Source organism: Hydrogenophaga sp. L76, from assembly GCF_057654755.1.
This window is the reverse complement of record NZ_CM172807.1, coordinates 3,635,988-3,655,257: the sequence shown is the minus strand read 5'-3', so window position 1 is coordinate 3,655,257 and position 19,270 is coordinate 3,635,988. Positions and strand designations below refer to the sequence as shown.

General features: G+C 66.1%; 18 protein-coding genes and 1 pseudogene. 9 read left to right on the top strand and 10 right to left on the bottom strand.

Going from position 1 to position 19,270, the window contains the following annotated elements:
- Positions 1–666 carry a TetR/AcrR family transcriptional regulator gene (locus tag AC23D4_RS17845; protein ID WP_472886910.1) on the top strand — a complete coding sequence of 222 codons (666 nt, stop codon included), beginning with the start codon at positions 1–3 and terminating at the stop codon, positions 664–666.
- 23 nt (positions 667–689) lie between these two features.
- A complete protein-coding gene (locus AC23D4_RS17840; RefSeq protein WP_472886909.1) occupies positions 690–1,463 on the top strand; it encodes a tetratricopeptide repeat protein in 774 nt (257 codons plus the stop codon).
- A 212-nt stretch (positions 1,464–1,675) separates the two neighbouring features.
- Here the strand turns inward: AC23D4_RS17840 and AC23D4_RS17835 are convergent, their stop codons facing one another.
- The 3 genes from AC23D4_RS17835 to AC23D4_RS17825 all read right to left on the bottom strand — a co-directional run bounded on the left by AC23D4_RS17835 (position 1,676) and on the right by AC23D4_RS17825 (position 5,286).
- Entirely contained in the window at positions 1,676–2,779 is a 1,104-nt protein-coding gene (locus AC23D4_RS17835; RefSeq protein WP_472886908.1) for a M14 family metallopeptidase, read from the bottom strand.
- A complete protein-coding gene (locus tag AC23D4_RS17830; protein ID WP_472886907.1) occupies positions 2,776–4,005 on the bottom strand; it encodes a M20 aminoacylase family protein in 1,230 nt (409 codons plus the stop codon). The genes AC23D4_RS17835 and AC23D4_RS17830 overlap by 4 nt, the downstream gene beginning before the upstream one ends.
- A 129-nt stretch (positions 4,006–4,134) precedes the next feature.
- On the bottom strand, positions 4,135–5,286 hold the full coding sequence (locus AC23D4_RS17825) for an ABC transporter substrate-binding protein (RefSeq protein ID WP_472886906.1): 1,152 nt from the start codon (positions 5,284–5,286) through the stop codon (positions 4,135–4,137).
- 93 nt (positions 5,287–5,379) lie between these two features.
- On the opposite strand from AC23D4_RS17825, the gene AC23D4_RS17820 reads away from it, so the two are divergent.
- From AC23D4_RS17820 to AC23D4_RS17810, 3 genes are read left to right on the top strand one after another with little or no spacing between them, the layout of a single operon-like run.
- Complete coding sequence (locus tag AC23D4_RS17820; protein ID WP_472886905.1) at positions 5,380–7,470, top strand: molybdopterin-containing oxidoreductase family protein; 2,091 nt, start codon at positions 5,380–5,382, stop codon at positions 7,468–7,470.
- An 11-nt stretch (positions 7,471–7,481) separates the two neighbouring features.
- Entirely contained in the window at positions 7,482–8,597 is a 1,116-nt protein-coding gene (locus AC23D4_RS17815) for an aminopeptidase (RefSeq protein ID WP_472886904.1), read from the top strand.
- A gap of 12 nt (positions 8,598–8,609) precedes the next feature.
- Complete coding sequence (locus AC23D4_RS17810) at positions 8,610–8,942, top strand: polyhydroxyalkanoic acid system family protein (RefSeq protein WP_472886903.1); 333 nt, start codon at positions 8,610–8,612, stop codon at positions 8,940–8,942.
- A gap of 165 nt (positions 8,943–9,107) precedes the next feature.
- Here the strand turns inward: AC23D4_RS17810 and AC23D4_RS17805 are convergent, their stop codons facing one another.
- The gene (locus AC23D4_RS17805) at positions 9,108–9,362 is read right to left on the bottom strand and encodes an acyl-CoA-binding protein (protein WP_472886902.1); all 255 of its coding nucleotides are present in this window, start codon (positions 9,360–9,362) and stop codon (positions 9,108–9,110) included.
- Positions 9,363–9,529: 167 nt separating this feature from the next.
- On the opposite strand from AC23D4_RS17805, the gene AC23D4_RS17800 reads away from it, so the two are divergent.
- Complete coding sequence (locus tag AC23D4_RS17800) at positions 9,530–11,086, top strand: wax ester/triacylglycerol synthase family O-acyltransferase (RefSeq protein WP_472886901.1); 1,557 nt, start codon at positions 9,530–9,532, stop codon at positions 11,084–11,086.
- Between the two features lie 18 nt (positions 11,087–11,104).
- Here the strand turns inward: AC23D4_RS17800 and AC23D4_RS17795 are convergent, their stop codons facing one another.
- Together AC23D4_RS17795 and AC23D4_RS17790 are read right to left on the bottom strand one after the other, a co-directional pair.
- Positions 11,105–11,869, bottom strand: coding sequence for a type III pantothenate kinase (locus tag AC23D4_RS17795; protein WP_472886900.1), 765 nt, complete (start codon positions 11,867–11,869; stop codon positions 11,105–11,107).
- A gap of 76 nt (positions 11,870–11,945) precedes the next feature.
- Positions 11,946–12,617, bottom strand: a complete 672-nt coding sequence (locus AC23D4_RS17790) for a helix-turn-helix transcriptional regulator (RefSeq protein WP_472886899.1) — start codon at positions 12,615–12,617, stop codon at positions 11,946–11,948.
- Positions 12,618–12,887: 270 nt separating this feature from the next.
- Between AC23D4_RS17790 and AC23D4_RS17785 the strand changes: the two genes are divergently transcribed.
- Together AC23D4_RS17785 and AC23D4_RS17780 are read left to right on the top strand one after the other, a co-directional pair.
- The gene (locus AC23D4_RS17785; RefSeq protein WP_472886898.1) at positions 12,888–14,018 is read left to right on the top strand and encodes a sensor histidine kinase; all 1,131 of its coding nucleotides are present in this window, start codon (positions 12,888–12,890) and stop codon (positions 14,016–14,018) included.
- A gap of 27 nt (positions 14,019–14,045) precedes the next feature.
- On the top strand, positions 14,046–15,032 hold the full coding sequence (locus tag AC23D4_RS17780) for a response regulator (RefSeq protein ID WP_472886897.1): 987 nt from the start codon (positions 14,046–14,048) through the stop codon (positions 15,030–15,032).
- Here the strand turns inward: AC23D4_RS17780 and cqsA are convergent.
- The 4 genes and pseudogenes from cqsA to AC23D4_RS17760 form a co-directional block, all read right to left on the bottom strand.
- Positions 15,020–16,267: an alpha-hydroxyketone-type quorum-sensing autoinducer synthase gene (gene cqsA / locus AC23D4_RS17775; RefSeq protein WP_472886896.1), complete on the bottom strand. Its 1,248-nt coding sequence runs from the start codon at positions 16,265–16,267 to the stop codon at positions 15,020–15,022. The two genes, AC23D4_RS17780 and cqsA, sit on opposite strands and share 13 nt — an antisense overlap.
- 181 nt (positions 16,268–16,448) lie before the next feature.
- Positions 16,449–16,856, bottom strand: coding sequence for a rhodanese-like domain-containing protein (locus AC23D4_RS17770; protein WP_472887110.1), 408 nt, complete (start codon positions 16,854–16,856; stop codon positions 16,449–16,451).
- A 267-nt stretch (positions 16,857–17,123) separates the two neighbouring features.
- Positions 17,124–17,576, bottom strand: a pseudogene (locus AC23D4_RS17765) (MBL fold metallo-hydrolase); the annotation flags it as partial.
- Positions 17,577–17,608: 32 nt separating this feature from the next.
- A complete protein-coding gene (locus tag AC23D4_RS17760) occupies positions 17,609–17,854 on the bottom strand; it encodes a metal-sensitive transcriptional regulator (RefSeq protein ID WP_305724998.1) in 246 nt (81 codons plus the stop codon).
- A gap of 282 nt (positions 17,855–18,136) precedes the next feature.
- Between AC23D4_RS17760 and AC23D4_RS17755 the strand changes: the two genes are divergently transcribed.
- The gene (locus AC23D4_RS17755) at positions 18,137–19,255 is read left to right on the top strand and encodes a TRAP transporter substrate-binding protein (protein WP_472886895.1); all 1,119 of its coding nucleotides are present in this window, start codon (positions 18,137–18,139) and stop codon (positions 19,253–19,255) included.
- Positions 19,256–19,270: the final 15 nt, after the last annotated feature.

The following is a 19,270-nucleotide window of genomic DNA, read 5'->3' as shown; positions in this document are numbered from 1 at the left end:
ATGGCCATCAAAAAGCCCCCGCGCCGCACCGCCGAACGCATCCTGGAAGTGACGCTGGAGCTGTTCAACCGCTTCGGCGAGCCGAATGTCTCGACCACCCTGATTTCGGCCGAACTCGGCATCAGCCCGGGCAACCTGTACTACCACTACCCCGCCAAAGACGAACTGATCAACTCGCTGTTCGAGCGCTATGAACACGCGCTCAACGAGCTGCTGGGTGCGGGCGACGGCGTGCGCAATGTGGAAGACGCCTGGTTCTTCCTGCATTCGCTGTTCGAGATCATCTGGGCCTACCGCTTTCTTTACCGCGATCTCAACGACCTGCTGTCCAAGAACCGCCTGCTGGAGACCCGCTTCCAGGGTGTGCTGAAAAACAAGACCCGCGCCATCCGCGCCCTGCTCTCGGGCATGAGCCGCAGCGGCGCGCTGGACATCGATGCGCGCGAACTCGAACCCACGGCCAACTGCATGGTGGTGGTGCTGACCTACTGGCTGAGCTTCGAGTACGTGCGCGACCCGCGCAACGCGCTGGAACCCGACAACGCGCAACAGGCGCTGTTGCGCGGCGCGCAGCACGTGCTCAACCTGCTCGCGCCCTACCTGGAAGCCAGCCAGCGACAGCACCTGCTGGAACTCACCGGCGCCTACAACGGCGCCACCACCTGAACACACGGCAAGGACAGTCCCCCATGACACCCTGGACCCCTTGCCCCTACGCCGGCGCCTACCGCCACGACGGCGCCAGCCTCGTCCGCGACTGGACCCGCCTGCACGCTGGCGATGCCGAACCGATGCCGACCGACCCGGCCCTGCTGGACGCCTGGGCGCTGTACCACAACGGTGAATTCGAACGCGCCGTTCACGCCGGTCTGGCCGCGGGCGGCGATGGCCTGGTGCTGGCCAACAAGGCCGCCTGCATCTACGCCAACTACGTCGAACCCGGCGAGCAGGTCCGCCTGCAGTTGCTGGTCAGCGCCGCCGAACGGGCACAGGCGCACCAGGCCAGCGCACCGCACAATGCCAACGCTTGGTACTGGCAGGGCTACGCGCTGGGCCGCTACAGCCAGGGGGTGAACGTGGCCAAGGCGCTCGCCAAGGGCCTGGGCAGCAAGGTGCGCCTTGCCCTGCAGACCACGATCGAACTCGCGCCGAACCACGCCGACGCCCACCTCGCGCTGGCCAACTACCACGCGGAAGTGATCGACAAGGTCGGCGAGCTGATCGGCAGCATGACCCATGGCGCGCGCAAGGACACCGGCCTGGCGCTCTACCGCAAAGCCCTGGCGTTGAACCCGGACTCCGCCATCACGCTCCACGAGTACGCCAACGGCCTGCTGATGCTCGAAGGCGCGCGCGCTCTCGAAGAAGCGACCCGCCTGCGTGAACGCGCCGCAGCGTTCGAGCCGCTGGACGCGATGGAGCGCCTGTATGTGGAAGCCAGCCGGATGGCGCTGGAGGATTAGGACACACCCCCGCCCCGCTTCGCGCGACCCCCTCAAGGGGGCTGAGGGCCGCGGCTCCGAGCCTGCCTGCGCAGGCTTGGACGGCCCGAAGAAGCCTCGACTCTGGCGAGGCTGCGGCCTGCAAGGTGCACTGGCCGTCCGGCAAAGCCGGCCCGGCGGTGCCCTCGGCTGGACAGCTCCGCGCGTTGCGGATCACCCCAAGGGGTTTCACTTCATGCCGAAGCGGCCAGCCCTTCGACGGCCTGAAACAGGGCCTGCCGCCCCTGACCCACGATCTGTGTGCGCCAGTCATTCGTATCCACATAGAACGCGTCTTTCATGCGCTGGTGGATGGCGGCCCGCAGCGCCGCAGGCGCTTCGGGATGGCGGTTCAACCAGTGGTCGCCGCGCAGCGCGTTGATCACTTCCATGATGGGCACGGTGCCGTATTCCAGTGCGATGCCGGTGTACCCGGCCTGTGGGCACTCTTCGTACAGGGCACCCCACATCAGGCCGGTGAGCAGCGCCGAGGTTGACGACCCGTCGTAGATCGAGGTCACGGGCGTCTCACCGTTGCTGCCCCACCAGGCCCGGGCGCGCTGCAGCGCCGCGGCATCGTCGCGGCAGGCAAAGATGCGCTCACCCACGCCGCATGGCCCGAGGCCGGTGTGCAGGTCGATCCAGGCGATGTGGCGCGCCCGCCGGGCGTGGCTGCGCAAGACCTGGCGCAGGGTCTGGTTGCTCCAGGTGGGCGCGGTGCCGCCAAAAAACAGGCCATCGGCAAACGCATGCTGCCCCTGCGACACCGCGGCCTGGTAAGCCGTCTCGCCGTGCAGGGCGATCCAGCGGTCGAGCGCGGCCGCGTTGTCCGGACCCGGTGGCCATTCGGGTGGCAACAGCAGATCGTGCAGCCCGGCGTAGGCCGTGTTCACCGGCAGCGGCTGGCTGAAATCCTGGAAGTTGCGGTTGAGATCGACGTTTTCATTCGTCACGCGGCGCAGGTGCGAAAAGCCGTAGGGGTTGAGCGCGTGGATGTAGAGCACCGCGACCCCCGCGTCGCGTGCGTGCTGGCGCCAGTCCTGATCGTGGGTCGCATAGACCTGCACCCCGGAGCCGCAAAAGCCCTCGGCCCCGTGACAGGCGCTGCTGACAATGAGCAGGCGCTCGGCGTCGGGCGAGCCATCGAGCGCCAGGTCCATGGCCAGGGTTTCGCCCTCGCGACCGGGCAAGGGATGGTTGTGGCTGCGGATGGCCATGCCGGCCGCGGCAGCCCCTTCCAGAAACAAGACCCGGGCACGGGCGTACGAAGGCGCAAAAGCGGCCTGGATGTCGATCATGCGGCCGCACCGGTGCGCGGCCGGGCCAGCCACTGCGTGGCCAGGCGGACCCAGTAGGTCGCCCCGAGCGGGATCAGGTCGTCGTTGAAGTCGTAGTGCGGGTTGTGCAGCATGCACGGTCCCACATCGTGGCCACCGCCTTCGTAGCCGGCGCGGTGCGCACCGTCGCCGTTGGCGATGAACACATAGCAGCCCGGCCGCGCCTGCAGCATGTAGGCAAAGTCTTCGGCGCCCATGGTGGGCTCCTGGTCCAGCACCTGATCGGCGCCCACGATGTCGGCCATGACCGAACGGGCAAACTCGGTTTCCGCCGGGTGGTTGACGGTGGGCGGGTAGTTGCGGTTGAAGCCGAACTCGCAGGTCGCGCCGAAGGCCGCACAGGTGTGTTCGGCAATTTCCTGCATGCGGCGCTCGATCAGGTCGAGCACCTCGAAGGTGAAGGTGCGCACCGTGCCACGGATCTCGCAGCTGTCGGGCACCACGTTGTTGGCCTCGCCGGTGTGGATCATGGTCACCGAGATCACACCCGCGTCCACGGGCTTCTTGTTGCGCGTGATGATGGTCTGGAAGGCCATCACCATCTGGCAGGCCACCGGCACCGGATCGATGCCGTTGTGCGGCAGCGCGGCGTGCGATCCCTTGCCGCGGATCACGATGCAGAAGTCGTTGCTCGACGCCATCACCGGCCCGGTGCTCGCGGCGAACGTGCCCACGGGCAGGCCCGGCCAGTTGTGCATGCCGAACACCGCCTCGACCGGGAACTGCTCGAACAGGCCGTCCTTGATCATCTCGCGCGCGCCGCCGCCGCCCTCTTCAGCCGGCTGGAAGATCAGGTAGACGGTGCCGTCGAAATCGCGGTGTTGCGCCAGATGCTGCCCGGCGGCGAGCAACATGGCGGTGTGGCCATCGTGGCCGCAGGCGTGCATCTTGCCGGCGTGCTGGCTGGCGTGGGCAAAGCGGTTGCGCTCCTGCATGGGCAACGCGTCCATGTCGGCGCGCAGGCCGATCGCGCGACCGCAGGCGCCGCCATCGCGCCCGTGCACGATGCCAACGACACCGGTCGTGCCCATGCCGCGGTGCACCGGGATGCCCCACTCGGCGAGTTTCTGCGCCACCACGTCGGCGGTGCGCACCTCTTCAAAACAGAGTTCCGGGTGCGCGTGGATGTCGCGCCGCAGGCTGGCGATGCCCGCCGCCTGGGTCAGGATGGAGTCGATGAGTTTCATGCGAACCTCGTTGGCCGCCCGCAGCGGCGCTGGAGTCAAAAGTACATCCTACCGAAGACCCGTGGACCGCGCAGCCCCGTTGGTTGCAGTCACTCATTCCAAAGGGCCAAGCGGGTCCCTGGATGGCACTCAGCGGCGCACGCGCCCGTCTTCGGTCAGCATGGTGAGCTCGACGAAGCGCGAGCCGGTGTGCTTTTTCGGCCCGAAGTCCACGGTGAAGCCGCCGAGCTGCAGGTTCTGCATGCCCTGCACAGCAGCGATGAAACCCTCCCGGGTCAGGTTGCGTCCGGCGCGGCGAACCCCCTCGGCAAACACCTTGGCTGCGACAAAACCCTCGATGCCCGAATAGTTCGGCACCACCCCGCGCTTGTCCTTGAGCGCGGCCAGGTACTCGCCTGAAATCGCCTGCGTCGCCGAGTAGGGGAAAGGCATCACCTGGCTGACCACCACACCGCGCGCCTCGGCGCCCAGCTCGTCCAGCAACGCCTGGGTGCCGACGAAGGACACGTTGTAGAAATTGCCCGAAAAACCCTGGCGGCGCGCCAGGCGAATGAACGATGCGCAGGACTTGTAGGCGCTGATCTGCACGATGGCTTCGGGCTTGGCGGCCAGAATGTCCTTGAGGGCCTGGCTCACGTCGGTGGCGTTGCGCTCCACCGTGCCCACCGCCACCGGCTCCAGGTCCAGCGCCTTGAGCGCGCGGGTGACACCTTCCAGACCCGCCTTGCCGTAGGCATCGTTCTGGTAGAAAACCGCAATCTTCTTGATGCCCACCGACGTCGTCTGGCGAACGATGGCGGCGGTTTCGTCAAAGTACGAGGCGCGCACGTGGATGGCGTAGCGGTTGAAGGGCTCGCGCAGGGCCTGCGCACCGGTGAAGGGGGCGAAGAACGGGATCCTGGCCTCGGTGGCGAGCGGCAGCGCCACCAGGCTGGTGGGCGTTCCGATGTAGCCGAACAGGGCGAACACACCGTCCTGGATGAACTGGCGCGTGTTGGCGGCACAGCGTTCGGGTTCGTAGCCGTCGTCGAGCCGGGCGATCTCGATGCGCCGTCCATTGATACCGCCGCGCGCGTTCAAGGCGTCAAAATGCAGTTGCGCCCCGAGATTGAACTGCAGGCCCAGTTGCACGGCCGCCCCGCTGAAGGGGGCCGACTGCCCGAGCACGATGCGGTTGTCGCTCACGCCTTCGCTTTGCGCCTGGGCCGCCGCGCCCCAGGAAGTCAGGGCCGAAGAACCCACGAGTTTGCACACGGTTGAAAGGGCCTGACGACGCTGCATGCGGAATCTCCTGATATGCTGATTTGGGCAGGTTTCTGCACAGCAAAAACCGTGCTTGACGGAGCGCCCAGCGTACAACATTTTTTTACACCCATGATCGACAACCCGCCCCACAGGGTCGGCGGCCCGACGAACCCGGTGGACACGGTGGTGCGCGGCGCCTGCCCACACGACTGCCCCGACACCTGCGCCCTGCTCACCACGGTGGAGAACGGCGTGGCCCTGCGCGTGCAGGGCAACCCGGACCACCGGCACACCGATGGTGCGCTGTGCACCAAGGTCTCGCGCTACACCGAACGCAGCTACCACCCCGAGCGCATCCTGCAGCCGCTCAGACGCACAGGCCCCAAAGGCAGCGGCCAGTTCGCTCCGGTGGACTGGGACGAAGCGCTGGACGACATCGCGGCACGCCTGAAGACCATCGCCGCCCGCGACCCGCAAGCCATCCTGCCCTACAGCTACGCCGGCACCATGGGTCTGGTGCAAAGCGAAGGCATGGCCGCGCGCTTCTTCCACCAGCTGGGCGCCTCGCACCTGGAGCGCACCATCTGCGCGGCCGCGGGCGCCGAAGGCCTGATCACCACCCTGGGCGCCAAGGTCGGCATGAAGGTCGAGTTTTTCGCCGAAGCGAAGCTCATCGTCATCTGGGGCAGCAACTCGATCGCCAGCAACCTGCACTTCTGGCGCCTGGCACAGCAGGCCAAACGGGACGGCGCGCGCCTGGTCTGCATCGACCCGCGCCGCAGCGAAACCGCCGACAAGTGCCACGAACACATCGCCCTGCGCCCCGGCACCGACGCCGCGCTGGCCCTGGCGCTGATGCACGAGCTGATCACCCACGACTGGCTGGACCATCACTACATCGCGCAACACACGCTGGGCTGGGACGCGCTGCGCGAGCGCGCCCTGCAATGGCCGCCCGAGCGCTCCGCCGAGGTCTGCGGCATCCCGGTGCAGCAGATCACCGACCTGGCGCGCGACTACGGCACCACCCGGCCCGCCGCGATCCGCCTGAACTATGGCATGCAGCGCGTGCGTGGCGGCGGCAACGCGGTGCGCGCCATCGCCTGCCTGCCCGCGCTGGTGGGTGCCTGGCGGCACCGGGCCGGCGGCCTGCTGTTGTCGGCGTCGGGCCATTTCCCGATCCAGCGCGCGGCCTTGCACCGCCCCGACCTCCTGGCCGGACGCCAGCCGCGCACCATCAACATGATCACCATCGGCGACGATCTGCTGCGCGACAGCTCGCCCGCTTTCGGCCCGAAGATCGAAGCGCTGATCGTCTACAACAGCAACCCGGTGGCGGTGGCGCCCGAGTCGGGCCAGGTGGTGAAGGGCTTCGAGCGCGAAGACCTGTTCACCGTGGTGCTCGAACACTTCCAGACCGACACCGCCGACTATGCGGACTACATCCTGCCCGCCACCACACAGCTGGAGCACTGGGACATCCACGCCAGCTACGGCCACACCGACGTGCTGCTCAACCGCCCGGCGATCGAACCACTGGGCCAGGCGCGCAGCAACACCGACATCTTCCGCGCGCTGGCCGCCCGCCTGGGCTTTGACGACCCCTGCTTCAGCGACAGCGATGAAACCCTGTGCCGCACGGCGTTTGGCGATGCGGTGGATTTCCAGACACTGCTCGACCAGGGTTTTGCCACGCTGTCGCTGCCCGACGCGCCCTTTGCCCAGGGCGGTTTCCCCACACCCTCGGGCCGCTGCACCTTCTTCAACGCCGGGCTGGCTGCGATGGGGCTGGACGGCCTGCCCGACCACCTGCCCAACTTCGAGACCCCGGGCAGCAACGAGCGCTACCCCCTGGCCATGATCTCGCCGCCGGCGCGCAACTTCCTCAATTCCAGCTTCGTCAACGTGAAGAGCCTGCGCGACATCGAGGGTGAACCGGTGCTGGAACTGCACGCCGACGACGCTTCGGCCCGCGGCATCCAGAGCGGCCAGGTGGTGCGCGTGTTCAACGACCGGGGTGAATATCTCTGCAAGGCCGAAGTCTCGAAACGCGCCCGCCCCGGCGTGGTCAACGGCCTGGGCATCTGGTGGCGCAAGCTCGGGCTGGCCGGCACCAACGTCAACCAACTCACCAGCCAGCACTTGACCGACCTGGGGCGCGGACCGGTGTTCTACGACTGCCTGGTCGAGGTCGAACCCGCGGCCAGCCCGACCACCTGAAAGCCCGACCCATGTCGCGCGCCCGCCCGCTGACCGCCGCCCTGGCCGCCGCGCTCATCTGGGCGCTGAGCGGTTGCGCCGGCCCGGCCAGCGGCGTGGGCTACTACTGGCAATCGGTTTCCGGGCACCTGCGGTTGATGGGCGCGGCCCGCCCGCTGCACGACTGGATCAGTGACGCACAAACCCCCGCAGAGCTGCGCCAGCGCCTGCAACTCGCCCAGCGCATGCGCCGCTTCGCCGTCGACGCGCTGGCCCTGCCCGACAACACCAGCTACCAGCGCTACGCCGATCTGCAGCGCCGCGCCGCGGTCTACAACGTGGTGGCCGCACCCGAGCTGTCGCTCACGCTGAAGCAATGGTGCTTTCCGGTCGCGGGCTGCGTGGGCTACCGGGGCTATTTCAACGAAAGCGATGCGAAGGCCTTTGCGGCCAGCCTGACCGACGGCCCCATGGATGTGGCGGTGTATCCGGTGCTGGCCTATTCAACGCTGGGCTGGATGAACTGGGCCGGCGGCGACCCTTTGCTCAACACCTTCATCGCTTACCCCGAAGGCGAACTCGCCCGCATCCTGTTTCACGAACTGGCGCACCAGGTGGTCTACGTGGCCGACGACACCGCGTTCAACGAATCGTTCGCGACCGCGGTGGAACGGCTCGGAGGCGCACGCTGGCTGACGCAGGCGGGCGAAAAGGCGCAACGGGAGTACGCTGCCTTCGACGCCCGGCGCCAGACTTTCCGCGCCCTCACACGCGACACGCGCGAGCGCCTGCAGGCGATCTTTGAAGACGTGAACACCACCGCCGACCAGAAGCGCCAGCTCAAGGCCGGCGAGATGACGCGGTTCCACGCGCGGTTCGCCGAGATGCGCCAACACTGGAATGGCTACCGGGGCTACGACGCCTGGGTGGCCCGGGCCAACAACGCCAGCTTTGGCGCGCAGGCCGCCTACGACGACCTCGTGCCCGGCTTCGAAGCGCTGTTCGAGCGCGAAGGCCGGGACTTTGCCCGGTTCTATGATGCGGTGCGCGCCCTCGCGAAACTGCCGCCGCAAGCGCGCCTGGCCCTGCTGAGCGGGCTGACGCCCGACCTGCAGGTCGCTGCGCCTGCACACTCCACAACCCCTTGAGCAGGACCATCCATGGCCGACATCCACATCCAACGCAGCCACCACCTGGGCCTCTCTGGCGCACGCAAAGTGGCCTGGAAATGGGCCGAACAGGCCGAAGCCGAATTCGACATGAGCTGCACCTACGAAGAGGGCTGCGACTGCGACGAAGTGCAGTTCAGCCGCACCGGCGTCAAGGGCACGCTCAGGGTCTCGGAAGACCATTTCGAACTCGATGCCCAGCTGGGTTTCCTGCTCGGCGCGTTCAAGGACCGCATCGAGGGCGAGATTGTGAAGAACCTCGACGAACTGCTGGCCGCCAAAAAGCCCGCCAGCAAACCAGCGGCCAAAAAGAAGAAGGCTTGAGCGCTTCCGCGCTCAAGCCTTCTTCAAGATTGCACCATCACGCGATCAAACCTCAACTTCGTCAGAGTGAAGTGAATGACCCAGAACGCTTTGGTCCCGGCTTCGCCGGGCCGCACCGCGTTGCCCCCTTGAGGGGGTCGCGCTCAGCGCGGCGGGGGTGTTTTTTTATGCCAGAGATTCGATCAGGTCGATGTACTGCTGCATCGCGTCGTCGGAAGACGTGCCCTTGCAGTTGTTCCAGGCGTCCCATTTGGCGCGGCCCACCATGTCACCAAAGCCCGGTTTCTTCTCGGCGTTATCCCCGGTGGTCGCCTGCTTGTACAGGGCGTAGATCTTGAGCAGCGTGGCGTTGTCGGGCCGCTCGCTCAGGTTCTTGGAGTTGGCCACGGCGGCTTCGAATCGGGTCTTGATGTCGGACATGCGGAGGCTCCTTCTGGTTTTGAATCGCCCTGAAACCGTCATTGACCTCAGGGCAGGCCCGGTATCTTACGTTCCGGTCTGCCGTCAGAATAGACGTTTCCACCCACAACAAGCCCCGCCAACGCGCCCGCGAGGAGCACCAAAGGCCCGGGATCCGAGGAGATGACATGGTCCAGCGCGTCAAACGCAAGGCCTCCCCCACCGCCGCCGCTGCGGACCAGCCCCGGACCACACCGGCACCGCCGAAGGCCACGCCGACGCTGGCCAGCGCCCTGGGGCTCGAAGGCGAGCGCATGAGCAAGGTCGACACGGCCTGGCTGCGCATGGATTCGCCTTCCAATCTGATGATGATCGTGGGCGTGTGGATCCTGCGGCCGGGCATCACCTTGGCCGCGCTGAGCGAACGCGTGCGCGAACGCATGCTGCCCTACCGCCGCTTTGTGCAGATCGCCCGCCAGGACGCCGCGGGTGCCCACTGGCTCGACGACCCCGACTTCCGGCTCGAACGCCATGTGCTCACCCGCACGCTGCCCCATCGGAGCGGACAGAGCGAACAGGACCGCCTGCAAGAGCGCGTAGCCGAACTGACCATGCAGCCGCTGGACCACGAGCACCCGCTGTGGCAGTTCGAGCTGATCGAGTCCTACGAAGGCGGCTCAGCGCTGATCGCCCGCATCCACCACTGCATTGCCGATGGCATCGCGCTGATCAGCGTGATGATGAGCCTGGTCGACGGCGGTGGCCTGCCCCCCAGGCGCTCCCGCAGCAAGCCCGCCGCGGAGGGCCTGGATGCGGCTGGCGACTGGGTGGCTGAAACCCTGATCCGGCCGCTGGGCGATCTCACGGCGAAGGCGCTGGGGGTGGCCGGTGGCAGTGCGGCCAAGTCGTTGTCGATGCTGGCCTCGCCACAGCAAAGCCTCAGCGACACCCTGGACCAGGCGGTGGACCTGGCGCGCATGGGTGGCCAGCTCGCCAGCGATCTGGCGGCGCTGGCGCTGATGCCCGACGACTCGCCCACCCGGATCAAAGGCCAGCCAGGCCGCGCCAAGCGGGTGGCCTGGTGCCAGCCGATCCCGCTGGACGAGGTCAAGGCCATCGGCAAGGCGCTGAACTGCTCGGTCAACGATGTGCTGCTGAGCTGCGTGGCCGGGGCCATCGGCGCGTATCTGCGCGGCCACGGCGACAACACCGCGGGTCAGGAAATCCGGGCGATGGTACCGATCAACCTGCGCAGCCAGGAAGACGCCTGGCAGCTGGGCAACCGCTTCGGTCTGGTGCCGCTGGTCCTGCCGATCGGCATGGACAACCCCGTCGAGCGGCTGTTTGCGGTTCGCGCACGGATGAACGCGCTCAAGGGCAGCCTGCAACCACTGCTGACGTTTGGCCTGCTGTCGGTGGCGGGCCTGCTGATCAAACCGGCGCAGGACGCGCTGCTCGCGCTGTTCGGCCGCAAGACCACCGCGGTGATGACCAACGTGCCCGGCCCGGCAACCAAGCTGCAACTGTGTGGCGCGACGCTGGAGCAGACCATGTTCTGGGTGCCGCAGACGGGCACCGTGGGCCTCGGGGTGTCGATCCTGAGCTATGGCGGTGGCGTGCAGTTTGGCGTGATCGCCGACACCACGCTCTGCCCCGACCCGCAACGCATCATCGACGCCTTCGAACCCGAGTTCGCGAAACTGCTCGCGCTCACGCTGATGCTCCCATGGGGAGGGACTGACTAACCCCCCGCGGCGCGGGGGTTACCCCAGCCTTTTGTCGGCCACTTCCAGCAAGCCGTCAAAGATCAGGCTGTCGACCAGCTCGAAGGGGATGGACATGCTGGGCGCCATTTTCCAGCCGGCGCCACCAGTCATGTAGGCCACGGGGGGTTCGCCGCAGTGGCGCTGCAGGTTCTCCACCATGCGCTGCACCGCGCCCGCGATGGCAAAGGTGCCGCCGCTGGTGAGCGCGTCGCTGGTGTTGGTGGGAAAGTCACGCACTTCGCCGGTGGGCACGTGCAGGCCGGCCGTGCCGGACTCCAGTGCGCGCAGCATGATGCCGTGGCCCGGCAGGATGATGCCGCCGAGAAACCGGCCCTCGGTGTCGATGGCCTCCACGGTCACGGCGGTGCCCACCATCACCACCACGCACGGCCGCGCCGGCCCTTGCGAGAGCAGGCGCTGGCGCGCGCCGATCATGGCGACCCAGCGGTCGGAGCCGAGCCGCGCCGGGTGGTCGTAGCCATTGACCAGTCCAGCTTCCTCGCTGCTGGAAATCACCCACTGTGGACTCACATCCCACAGCTCGAGCTGCTCCTGCACGCGCTGCTTGACCGCGTCGCCGGCCACGATGCAGCCGACCACCCAGCGCGGTGCCGGCAGATCGCACCAGTCGCCATCGGCCAGTTTTTCAATGTTCTCCAGAAACTGGGCGCCATGCGCCAGCAAACGGGCACCCACGCAGGGAGCGTCGTACAACGCCCATTTCAGGCGGGTGTTCCCAACATCCAGGGCCAAAAAAGTCATGCGCGCATTATGACCACGCGCGGACACCGCTTTTGCGGCATCGCACCATGGGCCATAGATCCGGCGCGAAAGGGATTCAGATCAGGCCGATCCAGCAGGCCCGCTGCACGGCGGCGAGCTTGTTGTCGGTCTGCAGTTTGGCCATGGCATTGGCCAGGTGGTAGTTCACCGTGCGCTCGGAGCAGTCCATGCGCAGCGCGGTTTCGCGCGCGGTCAGTCCTTCGAAAGCCAGGTTCAGGCTTTCCTGCTCGCGCGGGCTCAGGCTCAGCCGCTGTTCGGCGATGGCGCGTCGGAGCATGGGCCAGATGTTGAAGGCCGACCACGCCAGCTCGGCGGCCTCGGGCCGCCCGGCAAAGGCCCGCGGGCTGAACATGAAACATTCGAACGCTCTCCCGGCCGGCAGGCTGAACGCCACGCGCACCAGCGTGCGGTGGCCATGGGCCAGCCACAGACGGCGCCAGCGGCCGGCCTGTTCGGCGTAAGCCGATTTGGAAATGTCTTGCCAGGCCACCAGGGGCGCATCGCTGTCGCGCCAGCCGGCACCAAAATCACTACTCTCGGCCAGCGCCTGCGCCTGCGCCAGCATGCGGGGCGGATGCACCGCCAGCACCTGGCGGTCGTCCCGCCCGCCCAGGGGGTTCGGACCCAGCACCACCACCGCGTCCACACCCTGATCGCCGATGGCACAGACCCAGTCCGCGAGGATCGCATCCACGCTCACACTGTCAAAGTTGACAGGCAGGGTCATGCTCGCGCCCCCTTCACACCATGGACAATCGAAGCACACCGCTCCCGCACTCGGCGAGGGAGGTCATGCGGATGGTGCAAGGAGAACATGTTGTCGTTGGATCGTTTGCGGGTTCACAGCGCCAAAGCCTGGATTTGGCACTGGCTGCTGGGCGAGCTCGTGCATGCGCCCATGGAGCCTATTTTGCACCCATCGACCACCCGGCTTCGATGGGCAGGTTTCTCGGTATTTTTTGGCAATCTGCTTTTTTACGGCATCTGGAAGGTTGTCGTGCCGCAACCCTATGAGAGCCTGTTCCTGAGAATCGTTGCGGCCTGTTCGGGGGCACTCCTGTTCTTGCCCCTGCTCTCGCGAGACAACAGCTCTTACCGGGGTGCCTGGCTGTATTCCATCGTCTGCTGGCTGGTCATGCCGGTTTTCTTTTTCTGGATGTACTGGATGAATGGGGGCAATCCGGTCTGGCTCGCCAGCGTCAGCGCCATGTTTCTCATCTACTACCACATGACCGACTGGCGACTGGCCACCCTGGGTAGCACGGCCGGCATCCTGATCAGCTGGCTGGCGTACATGGGGCAACGAACGCCGGAACTCCCGGGGCTCAACATTCCGCTGGAAAACCACTTCGTGCTCGGTTTCGCCTGGGGTACGGCCTTCCTGCTGGGATTCTCCAGTGCCAACCTGCGCCGGACCCGCCTGATCAACACCTTGAGCACGATGGCGGTGATGGCGCACGAACTGCGCACGCCGCTGGCCACGGTGGACCTGCTGGGCGACGTGCTGCGCAACCAGGCCCAGCACGACATGCCCGACCACAAGCGAAAGAAGATTGAAGACCTGGCGACCCGGCTGCAAAACCTGGTGCGCAGCATGAACCGCCAGATCGACACCCAGATCTCCAACGCCCAGCTGCTGCGCCTGCCCCATGAAAAGTCTTCCGTCCATGCGGCGGAGCTGGTGCAGGAGGTGGTGGCCAACCATCCCTACCGTTCTTCGCGCGAACGGGATTGTGTTGACGTGTTTATCCAGCAGGATTTCTGCTTCATGGGCTCCCGGGCCCTGTTCTCACAAATGCTGGGCAACCTGATCAAGAACGCCCTGCATTCGCTGGCCGCGTCCAGCCATGCTTCAGGCCCCGGTGATCTGCGCATCACGGTGGGCGTATACCGCGGCAAAGGCCGGCTGGCGGTGGCCGACAAAGGCCTGGGCATTCCCCACGAACACCAGCAGCTCATCTTCGAGCCTTTTTTTTCCACCCAGACGGGCGTGGGCAGTGGCCTGGGCCTGACCTTCTGCAAGAACGTGGTGGAGACCGTCAAAGGACAGATCAGCGTGCATTCCGAACCCGGCGAGGGTGCGGTCTTCGTGATCGATCTGCCCCTGCACGTCACCCCCGCCGCCTGAGCGCTCCCCACCTTCCGGACAAACGACATGGCCCTCAAGCTCCCTCTCTACCACCGTTCGGGCAGCCTGCTGTTTCTCGACGACGATCTCGACTACCTGGAGATGCTGGGCATGGTCTTGCCCAGCCACCTGCAAGTCGAACTGTTCAGCCGCCCTTCGGGTTTTGCCGAGCGCATGCGCGATGAACCCGCGCGCTGGGAGGCCGACGCCGGCATGCACCTGCAGATGATCGAACGCTGGCGCCGGGGACAGTCCCTCATTCCCCAGGTGCTGCGTTACTGGGCCGGCAGCACGGACCGCTACCAGCTCGCTCAGGTCTGCGTGGTGGACTACGCCATGCCCGGCACCGATGGCCTGAAAGTGCTCACCACCCTGCTGGACTGGCCAGGCGCACGCGTGCTGCTCACCGGGCAGGCCGACGAGCAGGTCGCCATCCAGGCGTTCAACAGCGGCCTCATCGACCAGTTCATTCCCAAGCAGGCTGCCGACATCACCGGTCGGTTGCTGACGGCACTGGCGAAACTGACCCACGCCCCCCACCCCCGGCTCAACACCCTCTGGCGCGCCGTCCTCCAGCCCTCACAACAATCGCTGCTGCAGGTCCCTTCGGTCGCGCGCACGCTCCAGGCCCATGCCCTGAAGCACTGGATCGAATACGTGGTCCTGGGCGAACCGTTCGGTCTGCTCGGCCTGGATGCGTCGGGCCGGTGCGAATGGCTGCAACTGGAACCGAGCAACGGTCTGCCCGATCTGGCGGAACTGGCCACCTCCGCCGGTCTCGGTTTTGACGTGGCGCGTGCCGTCGCTGCGGGGCAGCTGCTGCCCGCGGTGGAGCTGCACCAGCAACTGGGCCTGCACGGTCCCATCCGCACCGCGCGATCCTTCGATGTGGGCGACGATGGACTGCTCATGGCGGCCAGCTTCAAGCTGGCAGAAGCCGACCTGCCGCAGCCCATCTACCCGTACCGCAACTTTCTGGATGTCCAGGGTACGCGCAAGATTCAGGACGCCTGAGTGGCTGCGCCACGGGATCGCCGCGCGACCGGCCAGTCCCAGGGCTTGACCAGCGGCGCGATCTCGCGCGCCACCCCGGCGACATGGTCCATTTCGGCATCGGTCAGCGCCGCGCTCAAGGTCAGTCGGACGAGGGACCGGTTGCGCGCCGTGGCCGGTGCGCAGAAGACCGCACCAAAGATGCCCCGCTCTTCCAGCAGGTCCCGCAAGACCAGCGTGTCCGGCTCGGGCCCCGCCTCCAGCGCGATGATCTGCTCGGTGCCGTGGTGCACCGGAAACCCCTGGTCGATGAAGTCCTGGCGCATCCTGAGCGAGTGGCGGTGCAGGCGCTCACGCTCGGCGTGGCACCCCTTGATGACATCCAGGGTGGCGTTGAGCGCGGCCACCTCGTGCGGCAGCAGACACGAACTGAAGATGTTGTGGTGGCTGGTGCTCAGGATGTAGTTGCGCAGGCCTGTCGGGATGTTGAAGTAACCCGCGCGCCCGGCAAAGGCCTTGGCCAGGCTGGCCGTGATGAAGTGCACCCGGCTGGAGAGCCCGAGTTCGACACACAGGCCGGCGCCTCCGGGTCCGTGGGTGCCGAGCGAGTGCGACTCGTCCACCAGGATCATGCAGCCGCCCGCTTCGGCCAGGTCCACCAGGTCCGTCAAAGGCGCCACGGACCCGGTGGTGCTGTAGACCGAATCCACCACCACGAGACCCCCGCCATGTTGGCCGATCAGGCGGCGCAGGTGATCCACATCGTTGTGCCGGAACGGATGGGTTGGTGCACCGGCCCGCCGTGCGCCTTCCCACAGGGAGGTGTGCGCCAGCATGTCGATATAGACCGGCGTCTGCTCGTCGGCGATGCACTGGAGCAGGCCCACGTTGGCCGCATAACCCGACTGGCACAGCACCCCGTCGTCCTTGCCGATCCATGCAGCCATCTTCTTTTCGAACGTGCGCACGGGGTGGCTCTCCAGCAGGAACGACCCGGACTGAATGACGAAGTCCCCATCCTGGCGGATCGTCGCCATTTGCGCGCTGACGATGGCCGGGTGTCCCGTCACGCTGAGGTAGTCGTTGCCGTTCAGCCGGACCGCATCCGACCCCGGGTCGCGTCCGTGCACCAGTGATCGGCCGCCCCATTGGTGGTTCCAGCGCTGAATGAAGTCGCGTTCGATGCGATCGCAGAGGTGGGCCGCAAAAGCCGGATTGACGGCCGTTTTGCTGCGGGTGAGTTCGAGCATTTCCATGGAGATCTCCTGTCAGACAAGGAAATCCCATTGAAAAAAGAAATGCGTGACAGCCCGCACACCCCCTGTCAGGATTGACAGGTCTTGTTACACTTTTTTCTCAAGTTTGATGTAACCGGACCGACAAGCGGCATGTTCAGACCACCGTCACGCCCGTACAGGGGCCTTGCAGCGCACGGTGTCAGTTCTGCCGCCAGGGCAGGCCGTGGTGACGCCAACCGCCTTTGAGCCCCCGGTGGGCGTGGGCATCCGGATCACCCTCGAAGCCTTCCAGGATGTTGTAGGCCTCCAGGCCCAGTTCGGTCGCGCGCTTGGCCGCCGCGATCGAACGCACGCCGCTGCGGCACAGCAGTACCAGCTTCTGTCCCTCAGAAGCTGCCTGCCGGATGCGCTCGTCAAACTCCGGATTCATGGCCATGCCGGGCCACTGCTTCCAGGCCACCGGCACCGCGCCCGGCACGAAACCGACCCATTCGCGCTCGGCGTCGCTGCGCACATCCACCAGCACCGCCTCACCCGCCTGCACCCACCGCCATGCCAGCTGGGGCGAGACATCGCCCGCATAGGTGCCCTCGTGCGCTGCCGCCACCGGGCGCGGATGCAACAGCCAGGCGCCATCAACATCGTGGCGCAGGCCCGAGCTGAGGTTGGCCGGCACGGCCTCGTCGATGCGCCGCGGCTTGGGCAACTGCAACGATTCCATGATCGCGACGAACTCGGCCTCGCTCTTGCCCGCCACGCGGGCATTGCTGTTCTTTTCCTGACCGATCGTGGAATGCGTGCGGCCCTGGTAGTCGTGACCGGGCCAGACGGTGGTGGCATCGGGCAAGGCAAACAGCACCTCGGTCAGGCTGCGGTACAGCTCGCTCGCGCTGCCGGACTGGAAGTCGGTGCGACCGCAACCATTGATGAGCAGGGTGTCGCCGGTGAAGACGTGGTCGCGCCAGACATAGCTCATGCTGCCGGCCGTGTGACCCGGGGTGTGCAGGGCCTGCAAAGTCTCCCCGCCAAACGGCAGCGTGTCGCCGTGCTGCAGCTGGATGCCCGCGGTGCCGATGCCGCAGCCCTGCGGGGCGGCCGTGCGGGCACCGGCGAGTTCGGCCAGCTGGCCGGCACTGGTGATGTGGTCGGCGTGGGCGTGGGTTTCCACGGTCCAGACCAGCTTCAGGCCGTACTCGCGCAGGATGGCCAGGTCGCGCTCGATCTGGTCGTCCACCGGGTCGATGATGAGCGCGTCGCGCGTCAACTGATCAAACAGCACATAGGTGAAAGTGCTGGAAGCGGGGTCAAACAGCTGGATCGGTTTCATGGTGAAGCTCCTGGGGCGCTGCCCCTGCAAGGTCAGGAAAAACGCGCCAGCATATCGGCGACGTCGTCCGCCGGCAGGTCACCCTGGGCAATGACACAGCCGACCATGGTGAAAAAGGTCTTGTCCAGCGCCTTGCGCGCCGCCGCCAGCTGCTGCGCAACCTTCTCGCAGTCGGCATCGGATTCGAGCAGCTTCTGGATGCCGCGCAGCTGTCCCTCAACGCGCTTGAGTCGGAGCACCAGGGCGCGTTTGCGTTCGGGATCGTGGACGGTGGTCATGTCGGCTCCTGTGAAAAGCGGGGTTTGCGCCCAGGGCTCTGTCACCGGAACGCCCCACGCATACCCCAACAGGTATTGTAGTGAGGGCGGAATCCGTGCCGGCCAGGTCGTGCTTTTTTGCGTTGACATGAATCCGGAACCACGCTTACCCGAAATCAGAAACCCCTCTGAAAACAAGTTCTTTGCGTCGCATGGATGACAGCCGTTGGTGAAAACCCTGTCACTACCCGGTGGGGTACCACGCATCATGAAACGCCTTTTCAAATCCACTGGAGACATACGATGAGCGAGAAAAAACCCGTCCGTTCGCGCCGCAACATGCTTAAAGGTGCGGCCGTCGCTGCGGGCGCCATGTCGGTCCCGATGATCGCGACCGCGCAAACGACCAGCCTGCGGTTTCAGAGCACCTGGCCCTCGAAAGACATCTTCCATGAATACGCCGCCGACTTCGCCAAGAAGGTCAACGACATGGCGGGTGGCAAGCTCAAGATTGAGGTACTCCCGGCGGGTGCCGTGGTGCCCGCGTTCCAGTTGCTCGAAGCCGTGGCCAAGGGCACGCTGGACGGTGGTCACGGCGTGGTGGCTTACCACTACGGCAAGAACTCGGCGCTGGCCCTTTGGGGTTCCGGCCCATCCTTCGGCATGGACCCCAACATGCTGCTGGCCTGGCACAACTATGGCGGCGGCAAGGCCCTGCTGGACGAGATTTACAAGAGCCTGAACCTGGACGTCACCTCCTACCTCTACGGCCCGATGCCGACCCAGCCCTTCGGCTGGTTCAAGAAGCCGATCGCCAAGGCAGAAGACCTCAAAGGCGTGAAGTTCCGCACCGTGGGTCTGGCGGTGGACATGTACACCGACATGGGCGCAGCGGTGAACCCCCTTCCCGGTGGCGAGATCGTGCCCGCACTGGACCGTGGCCTGATCGACGGCGCCGAGTTCAACAACGCCAGCTCCGACAACCTGCTGGGCTTCCCCGATGTGAGCAAGAACTGCATGCTGCAGAGCTTCCACCAGAGTGGCGAGCAGTTCGAGATCTTGTTCAACTCCGCCAAGCTCAAGGCCCTGCCCGCCGAGCTCAAGGCCATCGTCGATTACGCGGTTCAGGCGGCCAGCGCCGACATGAGCTGGAAAGCCATCCAGCGCAATTCGGAAGACTACATTGATCTGAAGAAAAAGGGCGTGAAGTTCTACAAGACACCCGACGCCATCCTGCGCGCGCAGCTCACGGCCTGGGACAAGATCATGGCCAAGAAGGGTGGCGAGAACGCCATGTTCAAGAAGGTGCTCGACAGCCAGCGCGCCTTTGCGCAGCGTGCCGGCCAATGGCAGAACGACTACACGGTCGACTTCAAGATGGCCTACAACCACTACTTCGGCAAGGGCGCCAAGAAAGGCTGATCCTTCGCTTGCACA

What these genes read in the sequence shown, in the direction of transcription:
- AC23D4_RS17845 (WP_472886910.1), top strand. Translation starts at nt 1, where the DNA reads ATGGCCATCAAAAAGCCCCCGCGCCGCACCGCCGAACGCATCCTGGAA.
- AC23D4_RS17840 (WP_472886909.1), top strand. Translation starts at nt 690, where the DNA reads ATGACACCCTGGACCCCTTGCCCCTACGCCGGCGCCTACCGCCACGAC.
- AC23D4_RS17835 (WP_472886908.1), bottom strand. Translation starts at nt 2,779, where the DNA reads ATGATCGACATCCAGGCCGCTTTTGCGCCTTCGTACGCCCGTGCCCGG.
- AC23D4_RS17830 (WP_472886907.1), bottom strand. Translation starts at nt 4,005, where the DNA reads ATGAAACTCATCGACTCCATCCTGACCCAGGCGGCGGGCATCGCCAGC.
- AC23D4_RS17825 (WP_472886906.1), bottom strand. Translation starts at nt 5,286, where the DNA reads ATGCAGCGTCGTCAGGCCCTTTCAACCGTGTGCAAACTCGTGGGTTCT.
- AC23D4_RS17820 (WP_472886905.1), top strand. Translation starts at nt 5,380, where the DNA reads ATGATCGACAACCCGCCCCACAGGGTCGGCGGCCCGACGAACCCGGTG.
- AC23D4_RS17815 (WP_472886904.1), top strand. Translation starts at nt 7,482, where the DNA reads ATGTCGCGCGCCCGCCCGCTGACCGCCGCCCTGGCCGCCGCGCTCATC.
- AC23D4_RS17810 (WP_472886903.1), top strand. Translation starts at nt 8,610, where the DNA reads ATGGCCGACATCCACATCCAACGCAGCCACCACCTGGGCCTCTCTGGC.
- AC23D4_RS17805 (WP_472886902.1), bottom strand. Translation starts at nt 9,362, where the DNA reads ATGTCCGACATCAAGACCCGATTCGAAGCCGCCGTGGCCAACTCCAAG.
- AC23D4_RS17800 (WP_472886901.1), top strand. Translation starts at nt 9,530, where the DNA reads ATGGTCCAGCGCGTCAAACGCAAGGCCTCCCCCACCGCCGCCGCTGCG.
- AC23D4_RS17795 (WP_472886900.1), bottom strand. Translation starts at nt 11,869, where the DNA reads ATGACTTTTTTGGCCCTGGATGTTGGGAACACCCGCCTGAAATGGGCG.
- AC23D4_RS17790 (WP_472886899.1), bottom strand. Translation starts at nt 12,617, where the DNA reads ATGACCCTGCCTGTCAACTTTGACAGTGTGAGCGTGGATGCGATCCTC.
- AC23D4_RS17780 (WP_472886897.1), top strand. Translation starts at nt 14,046, where the DNA reads ATGGCCCTCAAGCTCCCTCTCTACCACCGTTCGGGCAGCCTGCTGTTT.
- cqsA (WP_472886896.1), bottom strand. Translation starts at nt 16,267, where the DNA reads ATGGAAATGCTCGAACTCACCCGCAGCAAAACGGCCGTCAATCCGGCT.
- AC23D4_RS17760 (WP_305724998.1), bottom strand. Translation starts at nt 17,854, where the DNA reads ATGACCACCGTCCACGATCCCGAACGCAAACGCGCCCTGGTGCTCCGA.
- AC23D4_RS17755 (WP_472886895.1), top strand. Translation starts at nt 18,137, where the DNA reads ATGAGCGAGAAAAAACCCGTCCGTTCGCGCCGCAACATGCTTAAAGGT.